At 71.7% G+C, this 21,171-nt stretch carries 17 protein-coding genes; 8 read left to right on the top strand and 9 right to left on the bottom strand.

Going from position 1 to position 21,171, the window contains the following annotated elements; all coding sequences use genetic code 11:
* Positions 1-10: 10 nt before the first annotated feature.
* Positions 11-619 (top strand): TetR/AcrR family transcriptional regulator, encoded by a 609-nt coding sequence (locus tag ACZ7DE_RS06670; RefSeq protein ID WP_470758626.1) that lies wholly within the window; start codon positions 11-13, stop codon positions 617-619.
* On the opposite strand, the gene ACZ7DE_RS06665 is transcribed toward ACZ7DE_RS06670, so the two are convergent.
* From ACZ7DE_RS06665 to ACZ7DE_RS06645, 5 genes are all read right to left on the bottom strand, one after another.
* The gene (locus ACZ7DE_RS06665; RefSeq protein WP_470758625.1) at positions 601-1,545 is read right to left on the bottom strand and encodes a hypothetical protein; all 945 of its coding nucleotides are present in this window, start codon (positions 1,543-1,545) and stop codon (positions 601-603) included. The genes ACZ7DE_RS06670 and ACZ7DE_RS06665 overlap by 19 nt on opposite strands.
* Positions 1,542-2,429 (bottom strand): hypothetical protein, encoded by an 888-nt coding sequence (locus tag ACZ7DE_RS06660; protein ID WP_470758624.1) that lies wholly within the window; start codon positions 2,427-2,429, stop codon positions 1,542-1,544. Before ACZ7DE_RS06660 ends, ACZ7DE_RS06665 begins: the two co-directional genes overlap by 4 nt.
* 52 nt (positions 2,430-2,481) lie before the next feature.
* Positions 2,482-3,624, bottom strand: a complete 1,143-nt coding sequence (locus ACZ7DE_RS06655; protein ID WP_470758623.1) for a serine hydrolase domain-containing protein — start codon at positions 3,622-3,624, stop codon at positions 2,482-2,484.
* 86 nt (positions 3,625-3,710) lie between these two features.
* On the bottom strand, positions 3,711-3,929 hold the full coding sequence (locus ACZ7DE_RS06650; protein ID WP_470758622.1) for a hypothetical protein: 219 nt from the start codon (positions 3,927-3,929) through the stop codon (positions 3,711-3,713).
* A gap of 151 nt (positions 3,930-4,080) precedes the next feature.
* Positions 4,081-5,517, bottom strand: coding sequence for an MFS transporter (locus ACZ7DE_RS06645; protein WP_470758621.1), 1,437 nt, complete (start codon positions 5,515-5,517; stop codon positions 4,081-4,083).
* A gap of 158 nt (positions 5,518-5,675) precedes the next feature.
* Between ACZ7DE_RS06645 and ACZ7DE_RS06640 the strand changes: the two genes are divergently transcribed.
* On the top strand, positions 5,676-6,587 hold the full coding sequence (locus ACZ7DE_RS06640; protein ID WP_470758986.1) for a helix-turn-helix transcriptional regulator: 912 nt from the start codon (positions 5,676-5,678) through the stop codon (positions 6,585-6,587).
* Positions 6,588-6,784: 197 nt separating this feature from the next.
* Entirely contained in the window at positions 6,785-7,024 is a 240-nt protein-coding gene (locus ACZ7DE_RS06635; protein ID WP_470758620.1) for a hypothetical protein, read from the top strand.
* Here the strand turns inward: ACZ7DE_RS06635 and ACZ7DE_RS06630 are convergent.
* A complete protein-coding gene (locus ACZ7DE_RS06630; RefSeq protein WP_470758619.1) occupies positions 7,014-8,459 on the bottom strand; it encodes an MFS transporter in 1,446 nt (481 codons plus the stop codon). The two genes, ACZ7DE_RS06635 and ACZ7DE_RS06630, sit on opposite strands and share 11 nt — an antisense overlap.
* A gap of 221 nt (positions 8,460-8,680) precedes the next feature.
* On the opposite strand from ACZ7DE_RS06630, the gene dusB reads away from it, so the two are divergent.
* Positions 8,681-9,823 carry a tRNA dihydrouridine synthase DusB gene (dusB, locus tag ACZ7DE_RS06625; RefSeq protein ID WP_470758618.1) on the top strand — a complete coding sequence of 381 codons (1,143 nt, stop codon included), beginning with the start codon at positions 8,681-8,683 and terminating at the stop codon, positions 9,821-9,823.
* A 40-nt stretch (positions 9,824-9,863) separates the two neighbouring features.
* Here dusB and ACZ7DE_RS06620 read toward each other — a convergent pair whose 3' ends face one another.
* From ACZ7DE_RS06620 to ACZ7DE_RS06610, 3 genes are all read right to left on the bottom strand, one after another.
* Positions 9,864-11,783: an LTA synthase family protein gene (locus tag ACZ7DE_RS06620; protein WP_470758617.1), complete on the bottom strand. Its 1,920-nt coding sequence runs from the start codon at positions 11,781-11,783 to the stop codon at positions 9,864-9,866.
* A 212-nt stretch (positions 11,784-11,995) separates the two neighbouring features.
* On the bottom strand, positions 11,996-13,945 hold the full coding sequence (locus ACZ7DE_RS06615; protein ID WP_470758616.1) for an amylo-alpha-1,6-glucosidase: 1,950 nt from the start codon (positions 13,943-13,945) through the stop codon (positions 11,996-11,998).
* Entirely contained in the window at positions 13,942-15,564 is a 1,623-nt protein-coding gene (locus ACZ7DE_RS06610) for an MGH1-like glycoside hydrolase domain-containing protein (RefSeq protein ID WP_470758615.1), read from the bottom strand. The genes ACZ7DE_RS06615 and ACZ7DE_RS06610 overlap by 4 nt, the downstream gene beginning before the upstream one ends.
* Before the next feature lie 120 nt (positions 15,565-15,684).
* On the opposite strand from ACZ7DE_RS06610, the gene ACZ7DE_RS06605 reads away from it, so the two are divergent.
* The 4 genes from ACZ7DE_RS06605 to ACZ7DE_RS06590 all read left to right on the top strand — a co-directional run bounded on the left by ACZ7DE_RS06605 (position 15,685) and on the right by ACZ7DE_RS06590 (position 21,136).
* Positions 15,685-16,890, top strand: coding sequence for an ROK family protein (locus ACZ7DE_RS06605; RefSeq protein ID WP_470758614.1), 1,206 nt, complete (start codon positions 15,685-15,687; stop codon positions 16,888-16,890).
* A 489-nt stretch (positions 16,891-17,379) separates the two neighbouring features.
* Positions 17,380-20,127: a pyruvate, phosphate dikinase gene (ppdK, locus tag ACZ7DE_RS06600; protein ID WP_470758613.1), complete on the top strand. Its 2,748-nt coding sequence runs from the start codon at positions 17,380-17,382 to the stop codon at positions 20,125-20,127.
* A gap of 298 nt (positions 20,128-20,425) precedes the next feature.
* Positions 20,426-20,611, top strand: a complete 186-nt coding sequence (locus ACZ7DE_RS06595) for a hypothetical protein (RefSeq protein ID WP_470758612.1) — start codon at positions 20,426-20,428, stop codon at positions 20,609-20,611.
* 105 nt (positions 20,612-20,716) lie between these two features.
* Positions 20,717-21,136, top strand: a complete 420-nt coding sequence (locus tag ACZ7DE_RS06590) for a hypothetical protein (RefSeq protein ID WP_470758611.1) — start codon at positions 20,717-20,719, stop codon at positions 21,134-21,136.
* Positions 21,137-21,171: the final 35 nt, after the last annotated feature.

The following is a 21,171-nucleotide window of genomic DNA, read 5'->3' as shown; positions in this document are numbered from 1 at the left end:
CCGTCTCACCATGGCACCGCAGACCTCCGAGACCCTGACCGCCGAGCGCATCCTCGAGGCGACCGAGGAGGTGCTGCGCCGTCACGGCCCGGCCAAGGCCACCGTGGTCGACGTGGCCCGCGCGCTCGGCGTCAGCCACGGCAGCGTCTACCGCCACTTCCGCACCAAGGCGGCGCTGCGCGAGGCGGTCACCAAGCGGTGGCTGGACCGTACGTCGCAGACCCTCTCCGGCATCACCGCCGACGAGGCCCGCCCCCCGCAGACCCGGCTGCGCGACTGGCTCGCGGCGCTCTTCGAGGCCAAGCGCCGCAAGGCGGGCGACGATCCCGAGCTGTTCGCCACGTACATGGTGCTGACCGGCGAGAACGGCCCGGTGGTCGGCGAGCACCTGGCCGATCTCACCGGGCAGCTGACCTCGATCATCGAGGCGGGAGTCCGGACCGGGGCCTTCGCGGCTCCCGACCCGGGGGCCGCCGCCCGCGCCGTCTTCCATGCCACCGGTCGCTTCCACGACCCGGGCTACTTCGAGGTCTGGGAGCGGCCGGGCGTCGAGGACGACTTCGCGGCGGTGGTGGACCTGCTGCTGTGCGGGCTGCGGCCTCAGACCGCGTCCTCCTGAGCGAGGAGCTGCACCCGGATGTCGTCACCGTAGGGCAGGACGACCGTCTGGTCCCGGCCCGCGTCCCACTGGGGCGTCACCAGGAACAGCCGCCCGCCGGACGCCATCAGCAGCCTGAAACCCCGGTAGCGGTAGAGATACGTCCGGCCGTCCTTTCCGGCCGAGCCGAGCCGGCTCACGCTCACCCCCACGGGCAGCCCGTCGAGCGGCTCCTTGGTGTCGACGACGACCTCGGGCCGCCGGCCGAGGCCGTCCGCGTCCTCCTCGCCCCGCCCCTTCCCGTACGCCCACGCCAGCTGCGTCGACCCCCAGAACAGTCCGAACACCCCCAGCGCGAGCGCGCACATCACGCCGTTGCGGGCCAGGCGCGTCGGCAGCACCGGACGCCCGCGCCGGCGGCCGTAGATCCAGACGCCGTACGCCACCGCAGCCGGACCGAAGGCCAGCGACAGCGGCGTGGTGCCGAAGACCACGCTGACCTCGGAACTCTGCACGAAGATGCCGATCAGCGCCCTGGCGATCAGCAGGACGCCGAGGAGGAGGAAGCCGTACGCGAGGAAGGCGGCGGCGGAGGTCTCGTCGCCGGTGTGCGCGTCGCGGGAGAGGACCCACAGGGTGACGGCGTGGATCGCGACGAGCAGCATGACGCCGAGGAAGATCATCGCCGCGGGCACGAAGACCACCTCCATGCCGTCCAGCATCAGGTCCTGGTTGGACCGGCCGGTCATCTCCACGGGGACGCCGAAATAGGCGTACCGCGCGCGGGTGGCGATGTAGCCGAAGTACAGCAGCAGCGCGGTCGCCAGGGTCGCCGGCCCCAGCGCCTCGGCGAGCCGCCGCAGCCGGGCCGGGACGGCCAGCTCATCGCCCGCGGGCGGCTCGGGTTCCGGCGGCGGCTCCGGCCCTGGCGGCGGCTCGGCCGTCATCCCTCCTCCTCCGAGGCGGGAGAGCTGTCGGATTCGGGGGCGATCTCCTCAGGCGGGGAGGTGCTGTCGGACGAGGGTGAGTCCTCCGGCGGTGACGTGGTCCCCTCGACATCGAGCGACGTGGAGAGGGACTCGGACTCGCCGGAGACCAGCACGGGGTTCTTGGAGGTCGGCGTCGGCCCGCCCTGCTTCGCGACGAGATCGCACGGATTGATCTCGTTGACGCAGCGGACCGTGACCTTGGCCACCGCCGCGACCTCGTAGCTCCCGGGCGAGGCCCCTCGTCCGAGGACCGCTCCGGCCCGGCACTGCTTGCCCTCGATCAGCAGCAAACCGTTGCACGGGGGGTCCTTCGGGTCGGCGTCGTCCTCGCCCTGTGAGCAGTGTGCGGCGTTGTCCGACTGGATGGCGACCGACTTCGCGCCTTTGGGGGCGCTGACCACGGTGAAAGAGACGCTTGTGACGTGCACGGGGGTGGCTGTTTTGTTGATGAAGGTCACACAGCCGTCGCCGTTGCCGTTGCCGTTGATGTTCACGCCGTTGACGTGGAAGGGCTTCGTGCCGCCTTCCTGCTTCTCGCCTCCGTCCGATGTGCGGCCGCCGTCGCCGGTGCCCTTCGATGCCTCTCCCGATCGGGGTGTTCCGCCGTCGGGCGTGCCGTCGCCGTCGCTGTCGACGGTTCCGTCACCGTCACCGTGACCGTCGCCGTCGCCGTTTTCCTCGCCCGTGGCGTTCGAATGCGCGCCGGAGCTGCTCGTTCCGTCGGTGCCTGCGGTGTTCTCGGTGCCGGTGGTGGCCGATCTGACCAGCCATACGATGCCGAGCACCGCCACGAGGCCGAGGACCGTCGCCATGATGCCGAGGCGGGCACGTGAAGGGTGCATATTCGGAGCGTAAGGCGATCTTTCGCACCTTTCCTCCCGGACTACTCCGCGCTCACTCCGCCGTACACCGCCAGAAATCCCGCATCAGCGGTGTCGGCGTCGGGTTCGCCATCGCCGTCTGGGTGAGGAGGATCGTGACCGTGCCCGTCCGAGGGACGATGTGCGCCGTCGTCCCCGTGCCGCCGACCCAGCCGTAGCGGCCCGGAACGTTCCACCGATCGACCGGGGCGACGTCGACGCTCGCGCCGTAGCCCCAGCCCTGGCCCTCGAGGAAGAGGGCGCCGATCTCGCGCTGGGCCTCCGTCAGGTGATCGGTCGTCATCCGGCTCACCGAGACGGGAGACAGGACGCGGTGGCCGTTCGCCTCGCCCCCGTTCAGCAGCATCCGGGCGAACGCCAGCCAGTCGTCGGCCGTGCCCGCCAGGCCCCCGCCGCCCGAGGGGAACCTCGGCACGCTGCTCCACTCGCCGTCGGGAGCGTCCGCCACCTCCAGCCCGCCCGCGCCGTCCGGACGGTACGCCGTGGTGAACCGGTCCCGCTTCTCCTCCGGGACCTCGAACGCCGTGTCCGTCATGCCCAGCGGTTCGAAGATCCGCTCCGCCAGGAACGCGGGAAGGGGCCGGCCCGACGCCCGCGCGATCAGCACGCCCTGCAGGTCGGACGCCGTGCCGTACAGCCAGGCCTCGCCCGGCTGGTACAGCAGGGGCACCCGGGCCAGATCCGTCAGCCAGGTGTCCGGGTCCGGGTAGGCCTGCGGGGCGCGGCCGTCCTTCTGCACGTCGAAGAGGGCCTGGACGGCGGGCAGGGCGAAGTCCGAGGGGAAGCCCCAGCCGGGGCGCGAGCTCAGCAGGTCCTCGACCGTGATCGGACGGGCCGCCGGGACGACGTCGCCGACCGGCGCGGACGGCGTGCGGACCACCATCGGGTCCGCCAGCTCCGGCAGCCACTCGGCGACCGGCGCGTCGAGGGCGAGCACCCCCTCCTCGACCAGCGTCAGCAGCGCGGTCGCCGTGACCGGCTTGGTGATCGAGGCGAGGCGGAAGAGGGAGTCCCGGGTCATGGGGGCCGTCCCGTCGGCGTCCCGCGAACCCACGGTCGCGGCCTCCACCGCGTCGCCGCGGGCCACCAGGGCCACCGCTCCGGCCATGGCGCCGTCGTCCACGTACCGCTGGAGGGTCTGGTGCAGAACGCTCATGGGCCGGCCTTCCGGGGGAGTCGGGGAGTCGGGAGAATCCTTCGCTTCGATGCTTCGACCCTTACGACTCCCGGAGCGACCGGAACTCACCGGTGTTCGCGGCCCCCGGTGGGATCCACCGTCGCCTGGTGCGCCTCGGCCAGATGCTCCTGCGCCTTCAGCCAGGGCAGGAACTGCGCGCCCCTGCGCCAGCCGCAGGTGTCACAACTGATGGTGCGCTGCGCTCCGGCCCGCCGCACCCTGACGACGTGCTCCCGGCCGTGCCCGTCCCAGCGGCTCACCTTGCTCGTGTCGATCTCCGGCATGACGCCTCCAGTGTCCGGGGACATCGTTCTGCCCGCGCAGCAAGGAGTGTGCAGCAACACCAACATCAACGGGGGCTGCGGCCGCACGACTTGACCAAGCCGTTCTCCGCCCGGCGTTCTCGCCCCGCGCGCCGAGCCCGCAGCGGGCCGCCTACCCCACCCTGCGGGGCAGCCGCAGGCTCAGCAGCCCCGTCACGACCACCCCGGCCAACTGCACGGCCAGCGTGGTCACCAGGGCGTCCCGCATGCCCATCCCCGGGACCAGGGAAAGGAACAGGGTGCCGAGGGTGGCCACGCCCAGGGCCAGCGAGGCCTGTTGGGTGGTGACCATCACACCGCTGCCGACGCCCGCGCGGGCCGGCGGCACCTCGGACATCACGATCCGCATGACGACGGGCAGTTGGAGCGCCTGTCCCGCACCGGCGACCGCCGCGCCCGGCAGCAGTTCGACGAAGCCGACGTCCGGCCAGTCGGCGCGCACCGCCAGCACGATGAGCACGACGCCCACGCCCTGCAGGACCGCGCCCGCGGTCACCACCCGTGCCCCGAACCGCGCCACCAGACGCGGCCCGGCCAGCGAGGCGAGGAAGAACGCCAGGGCCATCGGCGCGAGCGCGAGACCCGCCCGCACCGGCCCGAGCCCCGCCCCGCTCTGCAGGGCCACGGCGATGACGAACATGAACCCGCTGAAGCCGACCGCGAGCGGCCCCATGATCGTCAGCCCGCGCCGCAGCGTGGTGAGCGCGAACAGGCTCGGCGGCACCAGCGGCGTACGGCCCAGCCGGTCGGCCCGTCGCTCCACCGCGTAGAACGCGCCCGTCACCAGCGGGAACGCGGCCAGCGACAGCCACGTCCACAGCGGCCAGCCCGCCGCCCGGCCCTCGGTGAGCGGGGCGAGCAGGGTCAGCAGCGCGGCGGCGAGGAGCAGGGTGCCGGGGCCGTCCACGGGCTCCGGGCGCTGCGAGCGGGTCTCCGGAACGGTGCGGACGGCCAGGAGCAGCCCGACGGCCACGAAGGGGACGTTGACCAGGAACACGGACCGCCAGCCCGTGCCGGCGATGTCCGCGGCGACGAGCACGCCGCCCAGGATCTGGCCCGCCACCATGGACAGTCCGGCGGTCGCGCCGTACAGGCTCATCGCCTTGGCGCGGCGCGCGCCGGCGGTGGTGGACTGGATCGTGGCGAGCACCTGCGGGACCATCGCGGCGGCCGATGCGCCCTGCGCGACCCGGGCCGCGACCAGCGCCCAGGCGTCGGGCGCGAGCCCGCAGGCCAGCGAGGTCAGGCCGAAGGCCGCCATGCCGCCCAGGAAGAGCCGGCGCCGGCCGAACAGGTCGCCCAGCCGGCCGCCGAGGACGAGGAGCACGGCGTACGCGAGCCCGTACCCGGCGACGACGAGTTCGAGGACTGACTCGCTCGCGGCGAGGTCCCGGCCCATGGTGGGCAGGGCGACGTTGACGATGAAGAAGTCGATGAGGGGGAGCGCCGCGCCGAGCAGCACGGTGAACAGTCCGAGCGGGCCGAGGGAGTGGGCCGCCGCCTGCAGCGGGGCGCCCTGCGGGAGGGTGGTCGTGGTTGTCTGGGTCACGCAACCGAGCCTGCGTCGCCCCTCAGACGGGTACCAGAGTCTCCTTGTCCTGGTACAAGGACTACCTGGCAACAGGATCCGGACCGCGGCAGGCTGGAGACATGACGACGACGGCCCAGCAGACGGCGAGCCAGGCACCCGGTGCGACGGCGGGGGTCATGAAGGGCGGGACGGCGACGGTGACCGCAGGCGCGGCACCCGGTGCGACGGCGGGCGGCTCGGAGATCAGACGGCACGAGCTGGCCGCCTTCCTGCGCAGCCGCCGCGAGCGCATCACGCCCGAGCAGGTGGGCCTCCCGCGCGGGGCGCGACGCCGTACGCCCGGCCTGCGCCGCGAGGAGGTCGCCCATCTCTCGGCGGTCGGCGTCACCTGGTACACCTGGCTCGAACAGTCCCGGGACATCCACGTCTCGGTGCAGGTCCTGGACGCCCTCGCCCGCACGCTGATGCTCGACCCGAGCGAACGGGCGCACCTCTTCCAGCTGGCCGGCGCGACCGACCCGACGCCCGCCTCGTCGTGCGCCGGTGTCACCGACGCCGTACGCGAGCTGCTCGACCAGCTCGACCCGCTCCCCGCCTGCGTCCAGAACAGCCGCTACGACATCCTGGCCTACAACCGCACCTACGCCCATCTGCTGTGCGACCTCGACGCGATCCCGCCCGAGGACCGCAACTGCATGGTCCTCATCCACACCCATCCGCAGTGGCGCGAGTCGGTCGTCCACCTCGACGAGTCCATGCGGCTGATGGCCGCGAAACTCCGTGCGTCCATGGCCGGTCACCTCTCCGAGCCGGCCTGGAAGATGCTGGTCAAGCGACTGCAGACGGAGTCCCCGGAGTTCCGGGAGAACTGGGAGCGCTACGAGGTCGTCTCGAGCCGCAGCAAGACCAAGGAGTTCCGCAACCCGCACGTCGGCCTTCTCACGCTCACCCACACCGACCTCTGGCTGAGCCCGGACCACGGGGCCCGCATGGTGACGTACGCACCGCGGGACGCGCAGACCCGGGAGCGGCTGGAGAAGCTGTACGCGTACGCGCGAAACGCCGCCGTGCGCCCGCTCTCCGGGTGACTTCGGGGGCATTTCGCGGCGCTCGGGGCTGTGCTACCTTCGCAAAAGAGTTGCGCGCAAGGCGACTTGGCCAACTCCTCTGAGAACTGCGTCGGTTGACGCCGGGGGATGGGGGAGTACATGTCATCCGCCTGCGCGGGTGGCCGGCCGGGGCCCGTCGCTCTCACCGGCCGCCTGCTCCGGAAGAAGGAGCATCGGTGAGCGCCAACCACAAGAGGCTCATCGCTTTCGCGTTCTGCGTCCTGATCTCGCTCGTGCTGGGCTTCGTCTGCGGACTCACCGCGGCCGCGCTCGGCGCGTCCCCGCTCGCCGCCGTCTGCGGCGGCGGGGCGGCCACGGTCTCGCTGCTCGGCATCGGAGTGGCCGCCATCGCCCTGTTCGACTTCGCCGACACCGGCGCGAACGCCCCCGCGGCCCGGGCCGCGGTCAGGCGCTGACGCCCGCCGCCTCGCGGACGTCCGGCGCCTCCAGCCGCTGTGCGGTCCGCTCCGCCGTCCGCCTGGCCCACGGCCCGGTGGTCACGGCGCCCAGGACGAGGACGACCAGGCCGCAGCCGGTGAGGATCCACCAGCCGGGCACGGCGGCGGAGGCGAAGGTGTCCCGGTACGACGAGGTGTTCACGCCCGCCGCCAGGACCGCCCCGATCACCGCGACGCCCAGGGTCTGGCCCAGCTGCCGGCTGGTGGAGGCGACCGCCGCCGCCACCCCCGCCTGGCTGCGCGGCATCCCCGAGACCGCCGTGTTGGTGATCGGCGCGTTCACGAACCCGAAGCCCACCCCGAACAGCACGCACCCGAGGAACAGCGTCGCGTCGGACGTCTGCGCGTCGAAGGCGGCGAACAGCAGCCCGCTCGTCGTCATCGCGACGCCGGCGATCAGCAGCGGAAGCCGCGGTCCCCGGCTGCCCACCAGCCGTCCGGAAAGCGGGGCGCACAGAAACGTCGGCACGGCCATGGGCAGCATCCACAGCCCCGCGTGCAGGGCGTCCAGGCCCCGTACGTTCTGCAGGTACAGGGTCGACAGGAAGAGGAACCCGCCCAGGGCGGCGAACGCGCTGATCGCCACCACCGTCGCGCCGCTGAACGGCGCCGAGCGGAAGAACCGCAGGTCGATGAGGGGTTCGGCGCGCCGGGGCTCGTACCACAGCAGGCCCAGCAGCGCGGCCAGCGCCATGGCGGCGAAGGGGCCGCTGGTCGCCGCGCCCGCCCCCGGCGCCTCGATGATCGCGTAGGTCAGGGAGCCGAAGAGGGCGATGACCAGCAGCTGGCCGACCGGGTCGGGCCGCCGTGCCTTGGGCGCGCGCGACTCGGGGACGTAGCGCAGGGTCGCCAGGAGGGCCACCAGGCCGACGGGCAGGTTGAGCCAGAAGATCGAGCGCCAGCCCACGGACTCCACCAGCAGTCCGCCCAGCAGCGGGCCCGCGGCCATCGAGATGCCCACGACCGCACCCCACACCCCGATCGCCCGGGCGCGCTCACGCGGGTCGGTGAAGGTGTTGGTGATGATCGACATGGCGACCGGGTTCAGCATCGAGCCGCCGACCGCCTGGATCATCCGGGCCGCTATCAGCAGCTCCAGGTCCGGGGCGAGCGAGCACAGCAGCGAACCGAGGGAGAACACGACCAGGCCGGCCATGAACACCTTCTTGCGGCCGATCCGGTCGGCGGTCGAGCCCGCCAGCATCAGCAGCGCGGCCAGCACCAGCGTGTACGCGTCGATCGTCCACTGCAGGCCGGCGGTGGACGCGTGCAGGTCGCTCTGCATGGAGGGCAGGGCGACATTGAGAACCGTGACGTCGAGGCTCACGATCAGCAGGCTCATACAGCAGATCGCGAGGACCAGGAGGCGTCGGCGAGGGCTGAGCTCGGGCATGCGTGTCATCGTACGCCGATGTCGATAGTGCGTCTAACTAATGAGTGCTACATGATCTCCGTGTCGGGAGCCGGCCCGGCGCATCTCCGGCGGAGCGGTCGCGCCGACCTCCGGCAGAGCGCCGCGCCGGCCTCGGGCAGAGCGCCCGGCCGACCTCCGGTAGACCGGCCGGCGGGCCTCCGGCTGTCCGGGTACCCCTCGGCATACGCGACAATGGAGCAATGTCCACGCCCGTGTCCCCCTTGCAGATCGGCCCGCACACCGTCCAGCCGCCCGTCGTCCTGGCCCCCATGGCCGGGATCACGAACGCGCCCTTCCGCACCCTGTGCAGGGAGTTCAGCGGCGGCAAGGGCCTGTTCGTCAGCGAGATGATCACGACCCGGGCGCTGGTCGAGCGCAACGAGAAGACCATGCAGCTGATCCACTTCGACGCGACCGAGAAGCCGCGCTCGATCCAGCTGTACGGCGTCGACCCGGCCACCGTCGGCAAGGCCGTCCGCATGATCGCGGAGGAGGGCCTCGCCGACCACATCGACCTCAACTTCGGCTGCCCGGTCCCCAAGGTGACGCGCAAGGGCGGCGGCTCCGCCCTCCCGTACAAGCGCAACCTGCTCCGCGCGATCCTGCGCGAGGCGGTGAGCGGCGCCGGGGACCTCCCGGTGACGATGAAGATGCGCAAGGGCATCGACGACGACCACATCACCTACCTCGACGCCGGCCGCATCGCCGTCGAGGAGGGCGTGACGTCCATCGCCCTGCACGGCCGCACGGCCGCCCAGCACTACGGCGGCACGGCGGACTGGGACGCGATCGCCCGCCTGAAGGAACACGTCCCGGAGATCCCCGTCCTCGGCAACGGCGACATCTGGTCGGCTCAGGACGCGCTGCGGATGGTGCGCGAGACCGGCTGCGACGGGGTCGTCGTCGGACGCGGCTGCCTCGGCCGGCCGTGGCTGTTCGCCGATCTGGTGGCCGCCTTCGAGGGCCGCGCGGACGACGTCGCCGCACCGTCCCTGCGCGAGGTCGCCGACGTCATGGTCCGCCACGCCACCCTCCTCGGCGAGTGGATCGGCGACGAGTCCAAGGGCGTCGTCGACTTCCGCAAGCACGTCGCCTGGTACCTCAAGGGCTTCGCGGTCGGCAGCGAGATGCGCAAGCGCCTCGCGATCACGTCCTCCCTCGCCGAACTCCGCGCCGGACTCGACGAACTGGACCTCGACCAGCCCTGGCCCACCGGCGCCGACGGCCCCCGCGGCCGCACCTCCGGCAACAACAGGGTCGTCCTGCCGGACGGCTGGCTGAAGGACCCCTACGACTGCGCGGGCATCGGCGAGGACGCCGAACTCGACACCTCCGGCGGCTGACCGAGGGGCCTCGCGGCCCCCTGCTGCGCCCCGGTGACCGTCAGCCCTCCGACGGGTGCGGGGTCGAGCCGTAGGCCGTGAGGAACCGGTCGCGGAACGAGCTCATCTTCCACACCGGCGCGTCGTGCGCGGGCTTCAGGCCGTCCGTCCAGTTCCAGGCGGCGATCTTGTCGAGGACCTTCGGGTCCTTGGCGACGATCGAGATCGGCACGTCCCGGCTGGCGTTGTCGCCGCTGACCCGGGCTATGGGCTGGTGGTCGCCGAGGAAGACCAGGACGGTGTCGTCCGTGCCGTAGCGCTCCAGCCACTGGGTGAGGGCGGTCACCGAGTACTCGATGGACCTGCCGTACTCCTGCTTGGACGCGGCGCCGTCGGCGATGACCTCGGACGCCTTCCTGCCCGCCTTCTGGATGTCCTCGAAGACCGACCCGTCGCCGAGTCCGTCCCAGCCGACCATCTTCGGTATCGGCGCCCAGGGCTGGTGGCTGGAGGTCAGGATGATCTCCGACATCAGCGGTTTGTCGCGGCCCCTGCGGCCGTGCTCCAGCCGCTGGAACGCTTCGAGGGCATACTGGTCGGGCATGGTCGACCAGCTGAACTTCGGTCCCCGGTAGCCCATCGAGAAGGCGTCGTAGACCTTGTCCAGGCCGTAGAACTTCGCCTCCGGCCAGCCCTTCTGCACACCCGGCATGACACCGACGGTGTCCCACGCGCCGGTCTTCTGGAACGCCTTGGTCAGGGACAGGTGGTCGCTCGCCATCACCGTGCTGTAGCGCTGCTGGTTGTCGACCCACAGGCCGGACAGCGTGGTGGAGTGGCCCAGCCAGCTGCTGCCGCCGTAGGTCGCCGAGGTCAGCCAGCCGCTCTTGGCGTGGAAGCCCGCCTTCGTCAGGGCCCGCGTGCTGGTGTCGAGGGTGCTGTCGACGCCCGGCGCCATGACCGGGTCCTCGATGGCGCTGCGGCCGTAGCTCTCGATGAACGTGAAGATCACGTCCTTGCCCCGCAGGTCCGGCACGAGCTGGTCGGCCGGGGTGGCCCCGAACGTGTCGTAGCGGGCCTCCTTGCCGAACGCCGCCTCGTCCGCGAGGGTCTGCCGCACCTGGCGTCCCTTGTTGATCAGCGCGTCCCCGGCGCGGTAGGAGGCGACTGGCACCCCGGCGTTCTGCAGGCCCACCACGGAGCAGGTGACCCACACGGTCGCCGCGATCAGCGTGACCCGGCTCGCCCGCTGGCCGTCGAGCACCAGCAGGTTGCTCAGCCGGACCGTCGCCAGGGCCATCACCGTGAACAGGGCGACGATCAGGACGACGAGGCCGATCGCGGCGCCCACGGCCGTCGCCCGGCCCATCGAGTCCGCGACGTAGGACTGCGCGTCGTCCAGCAGCCCCCAGTCCAGGACGAGGTTGAAGTCACGGCCCAGGTACTCCACGAAGCCCATGTCGAGCAGGTCGATCACGACCAGCGCCCCGAGGAGCACCCCGCCCAGCGCCGCGACGGCGATCCGCGCCCGGCGGGGCAGCGCCAGCAGCAGGGACGCGCCCAGGATCGCCTCGACCGGCAGCCGCGTGAACCGGTTGACCTGGAGCCCGTTGACCCGGTTCGGCAGCAGCAGCGCCCCGAGCACGAGGACCAGGGACAGGGCCGTCACCGTCCACCACACCCCCCGCGCGGCCTGCGGATGCCTGCCCCGCCAGGCGCGCAAATACGCCACGCGGGCCCGGAGACCCCGGGGCGCGGGACCGGTCGCGGCCTCTTCCGGGGCGGGCGCCCCGGCATCTTCGGTCTCGACGGCCTCGACGGTCTCGACGGTCTCGACGGTCTCGACGGTCTCTGGGGCGTCCAGGGCGTCGGCGACGTCCACGGCCTCAGCGGTTTCCGCGACGTCGGCGGCTTCCACAGCCTCAGCGGTTTCCACGGCCTCAGCGGTTTCCACGGCGTCCGCGGTCTCCGGGGAATCCACGGCGTCGTCCTCGGGGTCCTTCGATTCAGGCAGCTGGGATGAGGGAGTGGAGACAGGCACCCGAGGGTCCTTCCGTACGAAGCCCGGCGGTTCGGCGGATCCGGCACCGGCCGGATCCGCCACAGTTTCGTACGGCCTGCCCCCGGCCCGCGTTCAGCCCCCCGGGCCAGCGCTCGGCAAACACCGCGCAAACGCCACGCCAAGCCGCCCCGCTACGCGCCGCCGACCGCCGTGAGCAGCGCCAGCGGGGCCGCCGCCGAGCGGGACTCCCGTACGCAGGCGTGCGGGTACGGCACCGGCTGCGCGTGGGTGTCGCGGCCGTAGCCCGCGAGGACCTCGGGGAGCCGGTGGCCGGTCGCGGTCGCCGCGTCGACCAGCGCGTGGGCGACCGTACGGGCTTCGTCGTGCAGGCCGTAACGGGCGAGACCCAGCGTGATCAGCGCGTTGTCGTGCGGCCAGACCGAGCCGCGGTGGTAGGAGAGCGGGTGGTACGCCGGCTGACCGGCCGCCAGGGTGCGCACCCCCCAGCCGGAGAAGAAGTCCGGCTCCAGCAGACGCCGCCCGACGATCTCCCCGTACTCCTTGTCCAGCAGGCCCGACCAGAGCAGATGACCGGCGTCCGAGGCGAGCGCGTCGACCTGCCGGCCCTCGCCGTCCAGCGCGAGCGCCGGGAAGGAGCGGTCCGGCATCCAGAAGTCCCGCTGGAAGCGGTCGCGCAGATCGGCGGCGGCCTGTTCGAGGAGCGCCGCGTACTTCTCGTCCTCCCACACCGTGCGCGCCACCCACGCCGTGCGGCGCAGCGCGTCGTACGCGTACCCCTGGGCGCCCGCCGCCATCACCGCCCCGGTCGGGCGTGCACCGTCCGCGGAGCAGATGGCGCCGGGGGAGTCCTTCCAGTTCTGGTTGGCCAGACCGCCCTGGTCGGCGCGGTAGACCAGATAGCCGCGGGAGGTGAGCCCGCCGTGGTCCAGCATCCAGCCGACCGCCGCGCGCGCGTGCGGCTCCAGCCGACGCGCCAGCGCCGCGTCGCCGGTCTGCTCGACGTACGCGCCGAGGACGACGAGGAACAGGGGCGTCGCGTCCACCGAGCCGTAGTAGCGGCCGTACGGCACCTGCCCGAAGTGGGCGAGCTCGCCGTGCCGCACCTCGTGCACGATCTTGCCGGGTTGCGACACCGTCCGCGCGACGGCCTCGGTGGCCTGCGTCGCGGCGAGCGCGAGGAGCGTGGCGGCGGCCGGGCGCGGGTGGTACGGGAGCGCGAAGAGGGAGGTGAGGAGGGCGTCGCGGCCCAGCAGGGTGAGGAACCAGGGGGCGCCCGCCGCCGGGACGCGCAGATCCTCGCCGTCCGGGCCGGTTGCCTGGACCTGGAGCGCGGCCAGATCCGAGAGACCGCGCGAACAGGCGGCCGCCAGCTCTGGCCAGCCGGTCGGGAAGGCCACGCCCTCCGCGAACTCGTCCTCCTGGGACAGGAGTTGCCCGGTGACCGAGGCGGGCGAGCGGGGCACCCTGAGGGCCCGCTTCTCGCCGTGCGGCCGCGCCATCACCCGCACGGTCAGCTCCGCCGAGCCGTGCGGATCGAGCTCCAGCCTCCACACCAGGCGGCGGGCGCCGGTGCCGGTCTCCTCGACGCCGTCCGGCGCGGGCTCGGCCGTCACCGTCGTACAGGACGTCCACTCGCCGCGCCGGTAGGTGAACTCCACGCCGTCGTCGAGGACCTGGCGTCGGCGCACGACCCCCGTCTTGGCGTAGGTGCGGTGGTCGGAGCGCAGTTCGAACTGGTCGGTGAAGTCGGCGTCGGCGGTGATCGCGAGGCGGACCGTGGTCGGCACCGGGCGGTTGCTGACCACCCGCAGCGACTCCACGAACGAGCTGTCGCCGACGGCCTGTTCGCGGAAGAGCGTGCAGGACGGCGGCTCGTTGCGGCCGCCGCGCGGGACGAGCACGCAGCGTGCCGTGTCACTCTCCGTGACCGGCGAGAGAGCCTCCGGTACGGCGCCGTCGACCGTCAGCTGCCAGCGGCTGAGGTGCCGGGCGTCCCGGACGAACAACCCCTCGGGCGATCCCGAGGCCGGCCCGGAGGCCCGTACGCCGCTGATGTCCCCGCTCTCGCCCACGGCCGCGAACGTCCCGCCGAACACGAGCAGATGATGCCGGTCCGTCATCCCAGGTCCCCTCCCTTGGTACCGCTGCCTGACATGTCCTGGTGGATGAGGTCGAGCGTGAGCGCGGCCGTCCAGCTGAAGCGGGTCGCGCCACAGGCCTCACCTGTGTACGGGTCGACGTACTCCGCGAAGTCCGAGCCGCCCGCGATGTCCAGGACGGCCCGGCGCAGCGCCTCGGCCTCGGCCCGGCGGCCGTGCAGCCGCAGACCCCGTTCGATGAGCCAGCTCGTGTTGAACCAGGCCGGCCCGCGCCAGTAGCGGTGCGGGTCGAAGGCCTCGCCGAGCAGGTCGTAACTGGGCGCCAGACGGGTGACGGCGCCCAGTCCGAAGTGCGGGCCGCGCAGCGCCCCCACCAGCCCGTCGACCACCTCGCGCGGCAGACGGGGCAGCAACAGCGGCACCAGGCCGGACACCCCGCGCTCGGCGACGAGGACCCCGGCGGTGGACCGCCGGCCCGGGGCCGGGTCCCGTCCGTCCCGGCCCTCAGGGGAGTCCGGGCGCCGGTCGGAGCCCGGGTGCCGGTCAGTGTCCGGCTGCCGGTCGCCGTCCGGACGGCTCCCTCCAGGGTGCCGGGGCCGCCGGACCCGGTCCGGCGATCCGTCGCCGGCCGGGCCGTCGGCGCGCAGGTCACGGCAGAAGAACATGCCCTCGGCCGGGTCCCACAGGCGCTCGACGAGCGCTGCCGTGAGCCGCTCGGCGCGGGCGTGGCGGGCCGTGCCCGTCGCGCCGAGCTCCTGCGCGATGTGCGCGAGCGCGTGCTCGGAGGCGATGAGCAGCGCGTTGAAGGAGGGGTCCTCGACGGCGAACTCGCCGCCCCCGTCGGCGTACCCGCCGTCCCGGTACCGCGTCGCCAGCCGCACGTACCGCCCGTAGTCCAGGTCCGTCGGCCGGTCCTCGGCCGACCCGTGGTCGAGGTCGGCGCGACGGAAGGAGCGGGCCGGGGCCGGGGCGACCCGGGCGAGCGGAGCGTCCCAGCTCGGGGCGTTGTCCATGCCCTGCTCCCACGGGTGGACGACCGACACCAGCCCGCCCCCGCCCAGGTCCCGCCGGTGCAGCAGATAGCGGTGCCAGGCGGCGAGCCGGGGGTAGACCCGGGCGAGGAAGCCGCGGGCGCGCGAGAGCCCCGGGTCGGCGCGGTGCACCAGCCAGGCCGCGAGCGCGTGCACCGGTGGCTGCACGATGCCCGAGGTCTGTACGGTGCGCGGGGCGCCCGCAGCGCGCCCCGCGGTCGAGGAGCGCCAGAAGTCCGGGCTCGGGAAGTACGCGTCGAGCGGTACGGAGGGGTTGAAGACGATGTGCGGGACGCGTCCGTCGCCCCATTGGGCGTCCAGCAGCGTCTCCAGCTCCGTCTGCGCCCGGTGCGGCGAGACGTGCCGCAGGCCGATGGCGATGAAGGCCGAGTCCCAGGACCACTGGTGCGGGTACAGACCACGTGACGGCACCGTGGAGGTGCCCGTCCAGTTGGCCTCCAGCACGGCAGCCGCCCTGAGGTGCAGGGTTTCGCGGTGCGGAGCCTGGAGACGCGGTGCCCTGACGGGCGGCGGACCCGGCGGAGCCGCCGGATTGTATGCAACGGCGACCTCCGCCGCGCGGGCGATGAGCTGGGCGGTGCGATCCACTCGGGGCTCCCCGAAGACGACGAGGCCGCCTGGTTCGGCAGCGGCTACCGTAGGGTTACGTCTATTTAACACGCAAAACTCAATATGTAATGCAAGCTTGAGAAACACAAGGGGGTGCGCATGACGGGACGAGGTCAGGGCAGCGCCGGAGATCTGCTCGAACTGGTGCGCAAGGGGCGCGCGACGACGCGTGGCGCGCTCCAGCAGGCCACGGGCCTCTCCCGGGCGACCGTGGGTCAACGCCTGGACCGCCTCTTCCGTGCGGGCTGGCTCCGCGAGGGCGCCGGTGGCCCGGTCGACTCGCCGCTGGGCGGCCGCCCCTCGATCACCCTGGAGTTCGACGACGCCCACGCGATCGTCCTGGCGGCGGACCTGGACACGCGGCACGCGCGCGCCGCCGTGCTGACCCTGACCGGCGAGATCCTGGCCGAGCACGGCGGCACGCTGGCCGTCGAGGACGGCCCGGACGCCGTCCTCGGCGAGCTGGGCGGCTGGTTCGCCGAGCTGCTGGTCAAGGCGGGGCACCGGCCGGACGAGGTGTGCGGCATCGGCCTCGCCGTCCCGGGCCCGGTCGACAGCGAGACGGGCCGGGTCGTCCAGCCTCCGATCATGCCCGGCTGGGACGGTTACGACATACGCGGGCGCCTCGCGCGGGCCTTCGCGGAGCGCACCGACACCGGTGCCGGGGCGCCGGTCCCTGTCCTGGTCGACAACGACGCGAACCTCATGGCGTACGGCGAGCAGCGCACCGGCTACGCCGACTGTTCGGCGTTCGTCCTGGTCAAGGTGTCCACCGGCATCGGCGCCGGGGTCGTGGTCGACGGCTCGATCTTCCGGGGCGTCGACGGCGGGGCCGGCGACATCGGGCACATCCGGGTCGGCGCGGACGCGCTGTGCCGCTGCGGGTCCTACGGCTGTCTCGCCGCCGTGGCCAGCGGCGGGGCCGTGGCGCGTCGGCTCGCCGAGACGGGCATACCGGCGTCCTCCGGCTCGGATGTGCGCGACCTGCTCGCCGCCGGGCACCCCGGGGCGGCCGCGCTGGCCCGGGAGGCCGGGCGCAGCGTCGGGGACGTGCTGGCGACGGTCGTGACCCTGCTCAATCCCGGGGTTCTGATGATCGCCGGAGATCTGGCCGGAACCGCGTTCCTCACGGGCGTGCGCGAACTGCTCTACCAGCGTGCGCTGCCCCGCTCCACGGCCCGCCTGGACGTCGTGACCTCGCGGCTGGGCGAGCGGGCGGGCCTGGTGGGGGCGGGTGCGCTGGTCGTGGAGCACCTTTACGCGCCGGACCGGGCGGAGGAGCGGTTGCTCGCCCTGGGGGTCTGACGAGCGGTTGCCGGGGTTCCGGGTGTGGGGGACGCTCATGAGGAGCGCCCGTGTGCGGCGCTCGTGTGAGGAGACCCGTGTGACAGGCAGGTTTCCGTCTCCGGGGCGCGTCCGCATGGTGAACTCGAGCCGCCTGCGGGAGCGTGATTCTCGCCACCCCTGAGGGGGGAAGTGCTCAGATGAGCGAATCAAGAACGACTGCACTTCTCCAAGGGGTGGCACTCAGTGCCACCCCTTGATCGTTCATCGATCGAAATCAACCGTGCCGTGTGATGCTCATTCGAGCGCGAATGAGGCTCATGGAAGGGACTTGCTTTCAAGAAGTGAAAACATCGACGGCCTTGCGCTTGCCAAGCCTTGACTTTCGATCCGCTGGCGGACGATTGGTTACGGGCACATGACGCGCAAGTGGACGTACCCAGGAGCCTTCGATCTGGGTATGTTCCTGGCCGTCAGGGCAGCCACCGCGTCCTCGAGGAGTCGAGACCCGTGTCGGAAAACAAAGATCTCCCGGTAGCCGAGCCGGCCGCGAGCGTTGAGGGCGTGAAGTTCGTCTACGACTTCACCGAGGGCAACAAGGACCTCAAGGACCTCCTCGGCGGCAAGGGCGCGAACCTCGCCGAGATGACCAACCTGGGCCTTCCCGTCCCTCCGGGCTTCACGATCACCACCGAGGCCTGCAAGGTCTACCTCGACAGCGGCGACGAGCCCGAGGCACTGCGTGACGAGGTGAGTGCGCACCTCGTCGCCCTCGAAGAGCGCATGGGCAAGAAGCTCGGCCAGGCCGACGACCCGCTGCTGGTGTCCGTCCGCTCGGGCGCGAAGTTCTCCATGCCGGGCATGATGGACACCGTCCTGAACATCGGCCTCTCCGACAAGTCGGTCCAGGGCCTGGCCAAGCAGGCCGGCGACGACCGCTTCGCGTGGGACTCCTACCGCCGCCTGATCCAGATGTTCGGCAAGACGGTCCTCGGCGTCGACGGCGAGCTCTTCGAGGACGCGCTGGAGTCGGCGAAGGCCGCCAAGAAGGTCTCCGTCGACACCGAGCTGGAGGCGGCGGACCTGAAGAAGCTGGTCACCCGCTTCAAGAAGATCGTCAAGACCGAGGCCGGCCGCGACTTCCCGCAGGACCCGCGCGAGCAGATGGACCTCGCCATCAAGGCCGTCTTCGACTCCTGGAACGGCGACCGCGCGAAGCTCTACCGCCGCCAGGAGCGCATCCCGCACGACCTGGGCACGGCCGTCAACGTCTGTTCCATGGTCTTCGGCAACCTCGGCCCCGACTCGGGCACGGGCGTCGCCTTCACCCGCGACCCCGCCTCCGGCCACCAGGGCGTCTACGGCGACTACCTGCAGAACGCCCAGGGCGAGGACGTCGTCGCCGGCATCCGCAACACGGTCCCGCTCGCGGAGCTCGAGCAGATCGACAAGAAGTCGTACGACCAGCTGATGCAGATCATGGAGACGCTGGAGAACCACTACAAGGACCTCTGCGACATCGAGTTCACGATCGAGCGCGGTCAGCTGTGGATGCTGCAGACGCGCGTCGGCAAGCGCACCGCGGGCGCGGCCTTCCGCATCGCGACCCAGCTCGTCGACCAGGGCCTGATCGACGAGACCGAGGCGCTGCAGCGCGTCACCGGAGCCCAGCTCGCCCAGCTGATGTTCCCCCGCTTCGACGAGGACGCGAAGGTGGAGAAGGTCGGCCGGGGCATCGCGGCCTCCCCGGGCGCGGCCGTCGGCAAGGCGGTGTTCGACTCCTACACGGCCGTCAAGTGGTCGCGCTCGGGCGAGAAGGTCATCCTCGTCCGCCGCGAGACCAACCCCGACGACCTCGACGGCATGATCGCGGCCGAGGGCATCCTGACCAGCCGCGGCGGAAAGACCTCGCACGCCGCCGTGGTGGCCCGCGGCATGGGCAAGACCTGTGTGTGCGGCGCGGAGGAGCTCGAGGTCGACACCAAGCGCCGCCGGATGACGGTCCCGGGCGGCCATGTGGTCGAGGAGGGCGACGTCATCTCCATCGACGGCTCCTCGGGCAAGGTGTACCTCGGCGAGGTACCCGTCGTCCCGTCCCCGGTCGTCGAGTACTTCGAGGGCCGGATGCACGCGGGCGCGGACGACGCCGACGAACTGGTCGAGGCGGTCCACCGCATCATGGCCTTCGCGGACCGCAAGCGCCGGCTGCGGGTGCGGGCCAACGCCGACAACGCCGAGGACGCGCTGCGCGCCCGTCGCTTCGGCGCGCAGGGCATCGGCCTGTGCCGCACGGAGCACATGTTCCTCGGCGACCGCCGTGAGCAGGTGGAGCGCCTGATCCTGGCGGACACGCAGGAGGAGCGCGAAGAGTCCCTGAAGCAGCTCCTGCCGCTGCAGAAGAAGGACTTCGTCGAGCTCTTCGAGGCCATGGACGGCCTCCCGGTGACGGTCCGCCTCCTGGACCCGCCGCTGCACGAGTTCCTGCCCGACATCACCGAACTGTCGGTGCGGGTGGCGCTGGCGGAGTCCCGCCAGGAGTCCCACGAGAACGACCTGCGCCTGCTGCAGGCCGTCCACCGGCTGCACGAGCAGAACCCCATGCTGGGCCTGCGGGGCGTGCGCCTCGGGCTGGTCATCCCCGGCCTGTTCACCATGCAGGTCCGCGCCATCGCCGAGGCGGCGGCGGAGCGCAGGAACGCCAAGGGCGACCCGCGCGCCGAGATCATGATCCCGCTGGTCGGCACGGTCCAGGAGCTGGAGATCGTCCGCGAGGAGGCCGACCAGGTCATCGCGGAGGTCGAGGCGGCGACCGGCGTCGAGCTGAAGCTGGCGATCGGCACGATGATCGAACTCCCGCGGGCGGCCCTCACCGCCGGCCAGATCGCCGAGGCGGCGGAGTTCTTCTCGTTCGGCACGAACGACCTCACCCAGACGGTGTGGGGCTTCAGCCGCGACGACGTCGAGGCCTCCTTCTTCACCGCGTACCTGGAGAAGGGCATCTTCGGCGTCAGCCCCTTCGAGACGATCGACAAGGACGGCGTCGGCTCCCTGGTGAAGGCGGCCGCGGAGGCGGGCCGCCGCACCCGCCCCGACCTCAAGCTCGGCGTCTGCGGCGAGCACGGCGGCGACCCGGAGTCGGTGCACTTCTTCCACGAGGTGGGCCTGGACTACGTCTCCTGCTCCCCGTTCCGCATCCCGGTCGCCCGCCTGGAAGCGGGCCGGGCGGCGACCCAGTCGGCGGGGAGCGACCACCGCTGACCGGCCCCGAGCCCGCGGCCGGGGACAACTGAACCCCGGAGCCGCCGCTGGTCCCCGACCCTCACCGATCGGCGGCGGCTCCGGCGCACCATGAGGACGGCACCCTGTGCGGGGGTGCCGTCCTCTTTTCTGTCTTGGCGGTGGCCAATACACACCTCAAAGCAGGACACCGGCGTCCGTCGTTGGCACCCGCTCCGCACTCAAGCAACCGGCCCTCCCACATCGTGGAGCTGCGTACCTCTCCGACACCCTGGTTACCCTCCGCCACCCGCGTCGCAACGCGACTAGCATCCGCCGCATGATCGGCCACTCGCACAGCGTCATGACCAATCATGACTTCCACACTGGCGACCGCGCCTCGTCGACGCCTGCTTCATCGCCGACAGTAGCCACCGGGACGGGCCGCTCGCTGCGCCCGGGGAGGCCCTCGGGGCTGGAAAGCGACGCTGCGCTGACCAGCGGTGTCTGGATTTCGATCGCCTGATGTGATGGAGACTGACTGACTGAAGGTTTCAGCACGTGATGGAGGCGCTACTTTCTGTAGCCGGTGGTGGTCGTAGAGGCTGCCGGGCTCTCAGAAGGGTGAAGCATGCGGAGGGTATTGGTCGGGGTGCTGGCCTCAGGAGTGATTCTGGCTGGCGCGGGGACAGCCGTTGGCGTGTCGCATTGGCGCGACATGCCGGTGCTGAGGTCGGGAGGCGTTCGCTTCCTGGAAGGGGAGTATCGCTTTAATCCCGCGGGCCGGAACCATGGTGCCTTCGAGTGGAAAGGCAGCCTGAAGGACGCCGACGTCGAAGACGGTCACAACGTCTACATGCTGGTGCGCGTCGAGGGTAACGGTTGGGTTCGCTACAACGGCAAGCAAGGAAAGACTGTCTCTTTGCATCACTCGAACTGGGACGGCGCTCAGCGCTACACCGAAAATGCGGAAATCAAGGCGTGCCGTAATCGCGGCAGTCTGCATCCGGACAACTGCTCATATGTCAAGAAATACTCGAGCGGTCGATAAAAGTTTTCTGCGCTGAACAGCCCAGATGTTCGCAT

Source organism: Streptomyces sp. NPDC037083 (genome assembly GCF_055606485.1).
This window is presented reverse-complemented; position numbering and strand designations above follow the sequence as displayed.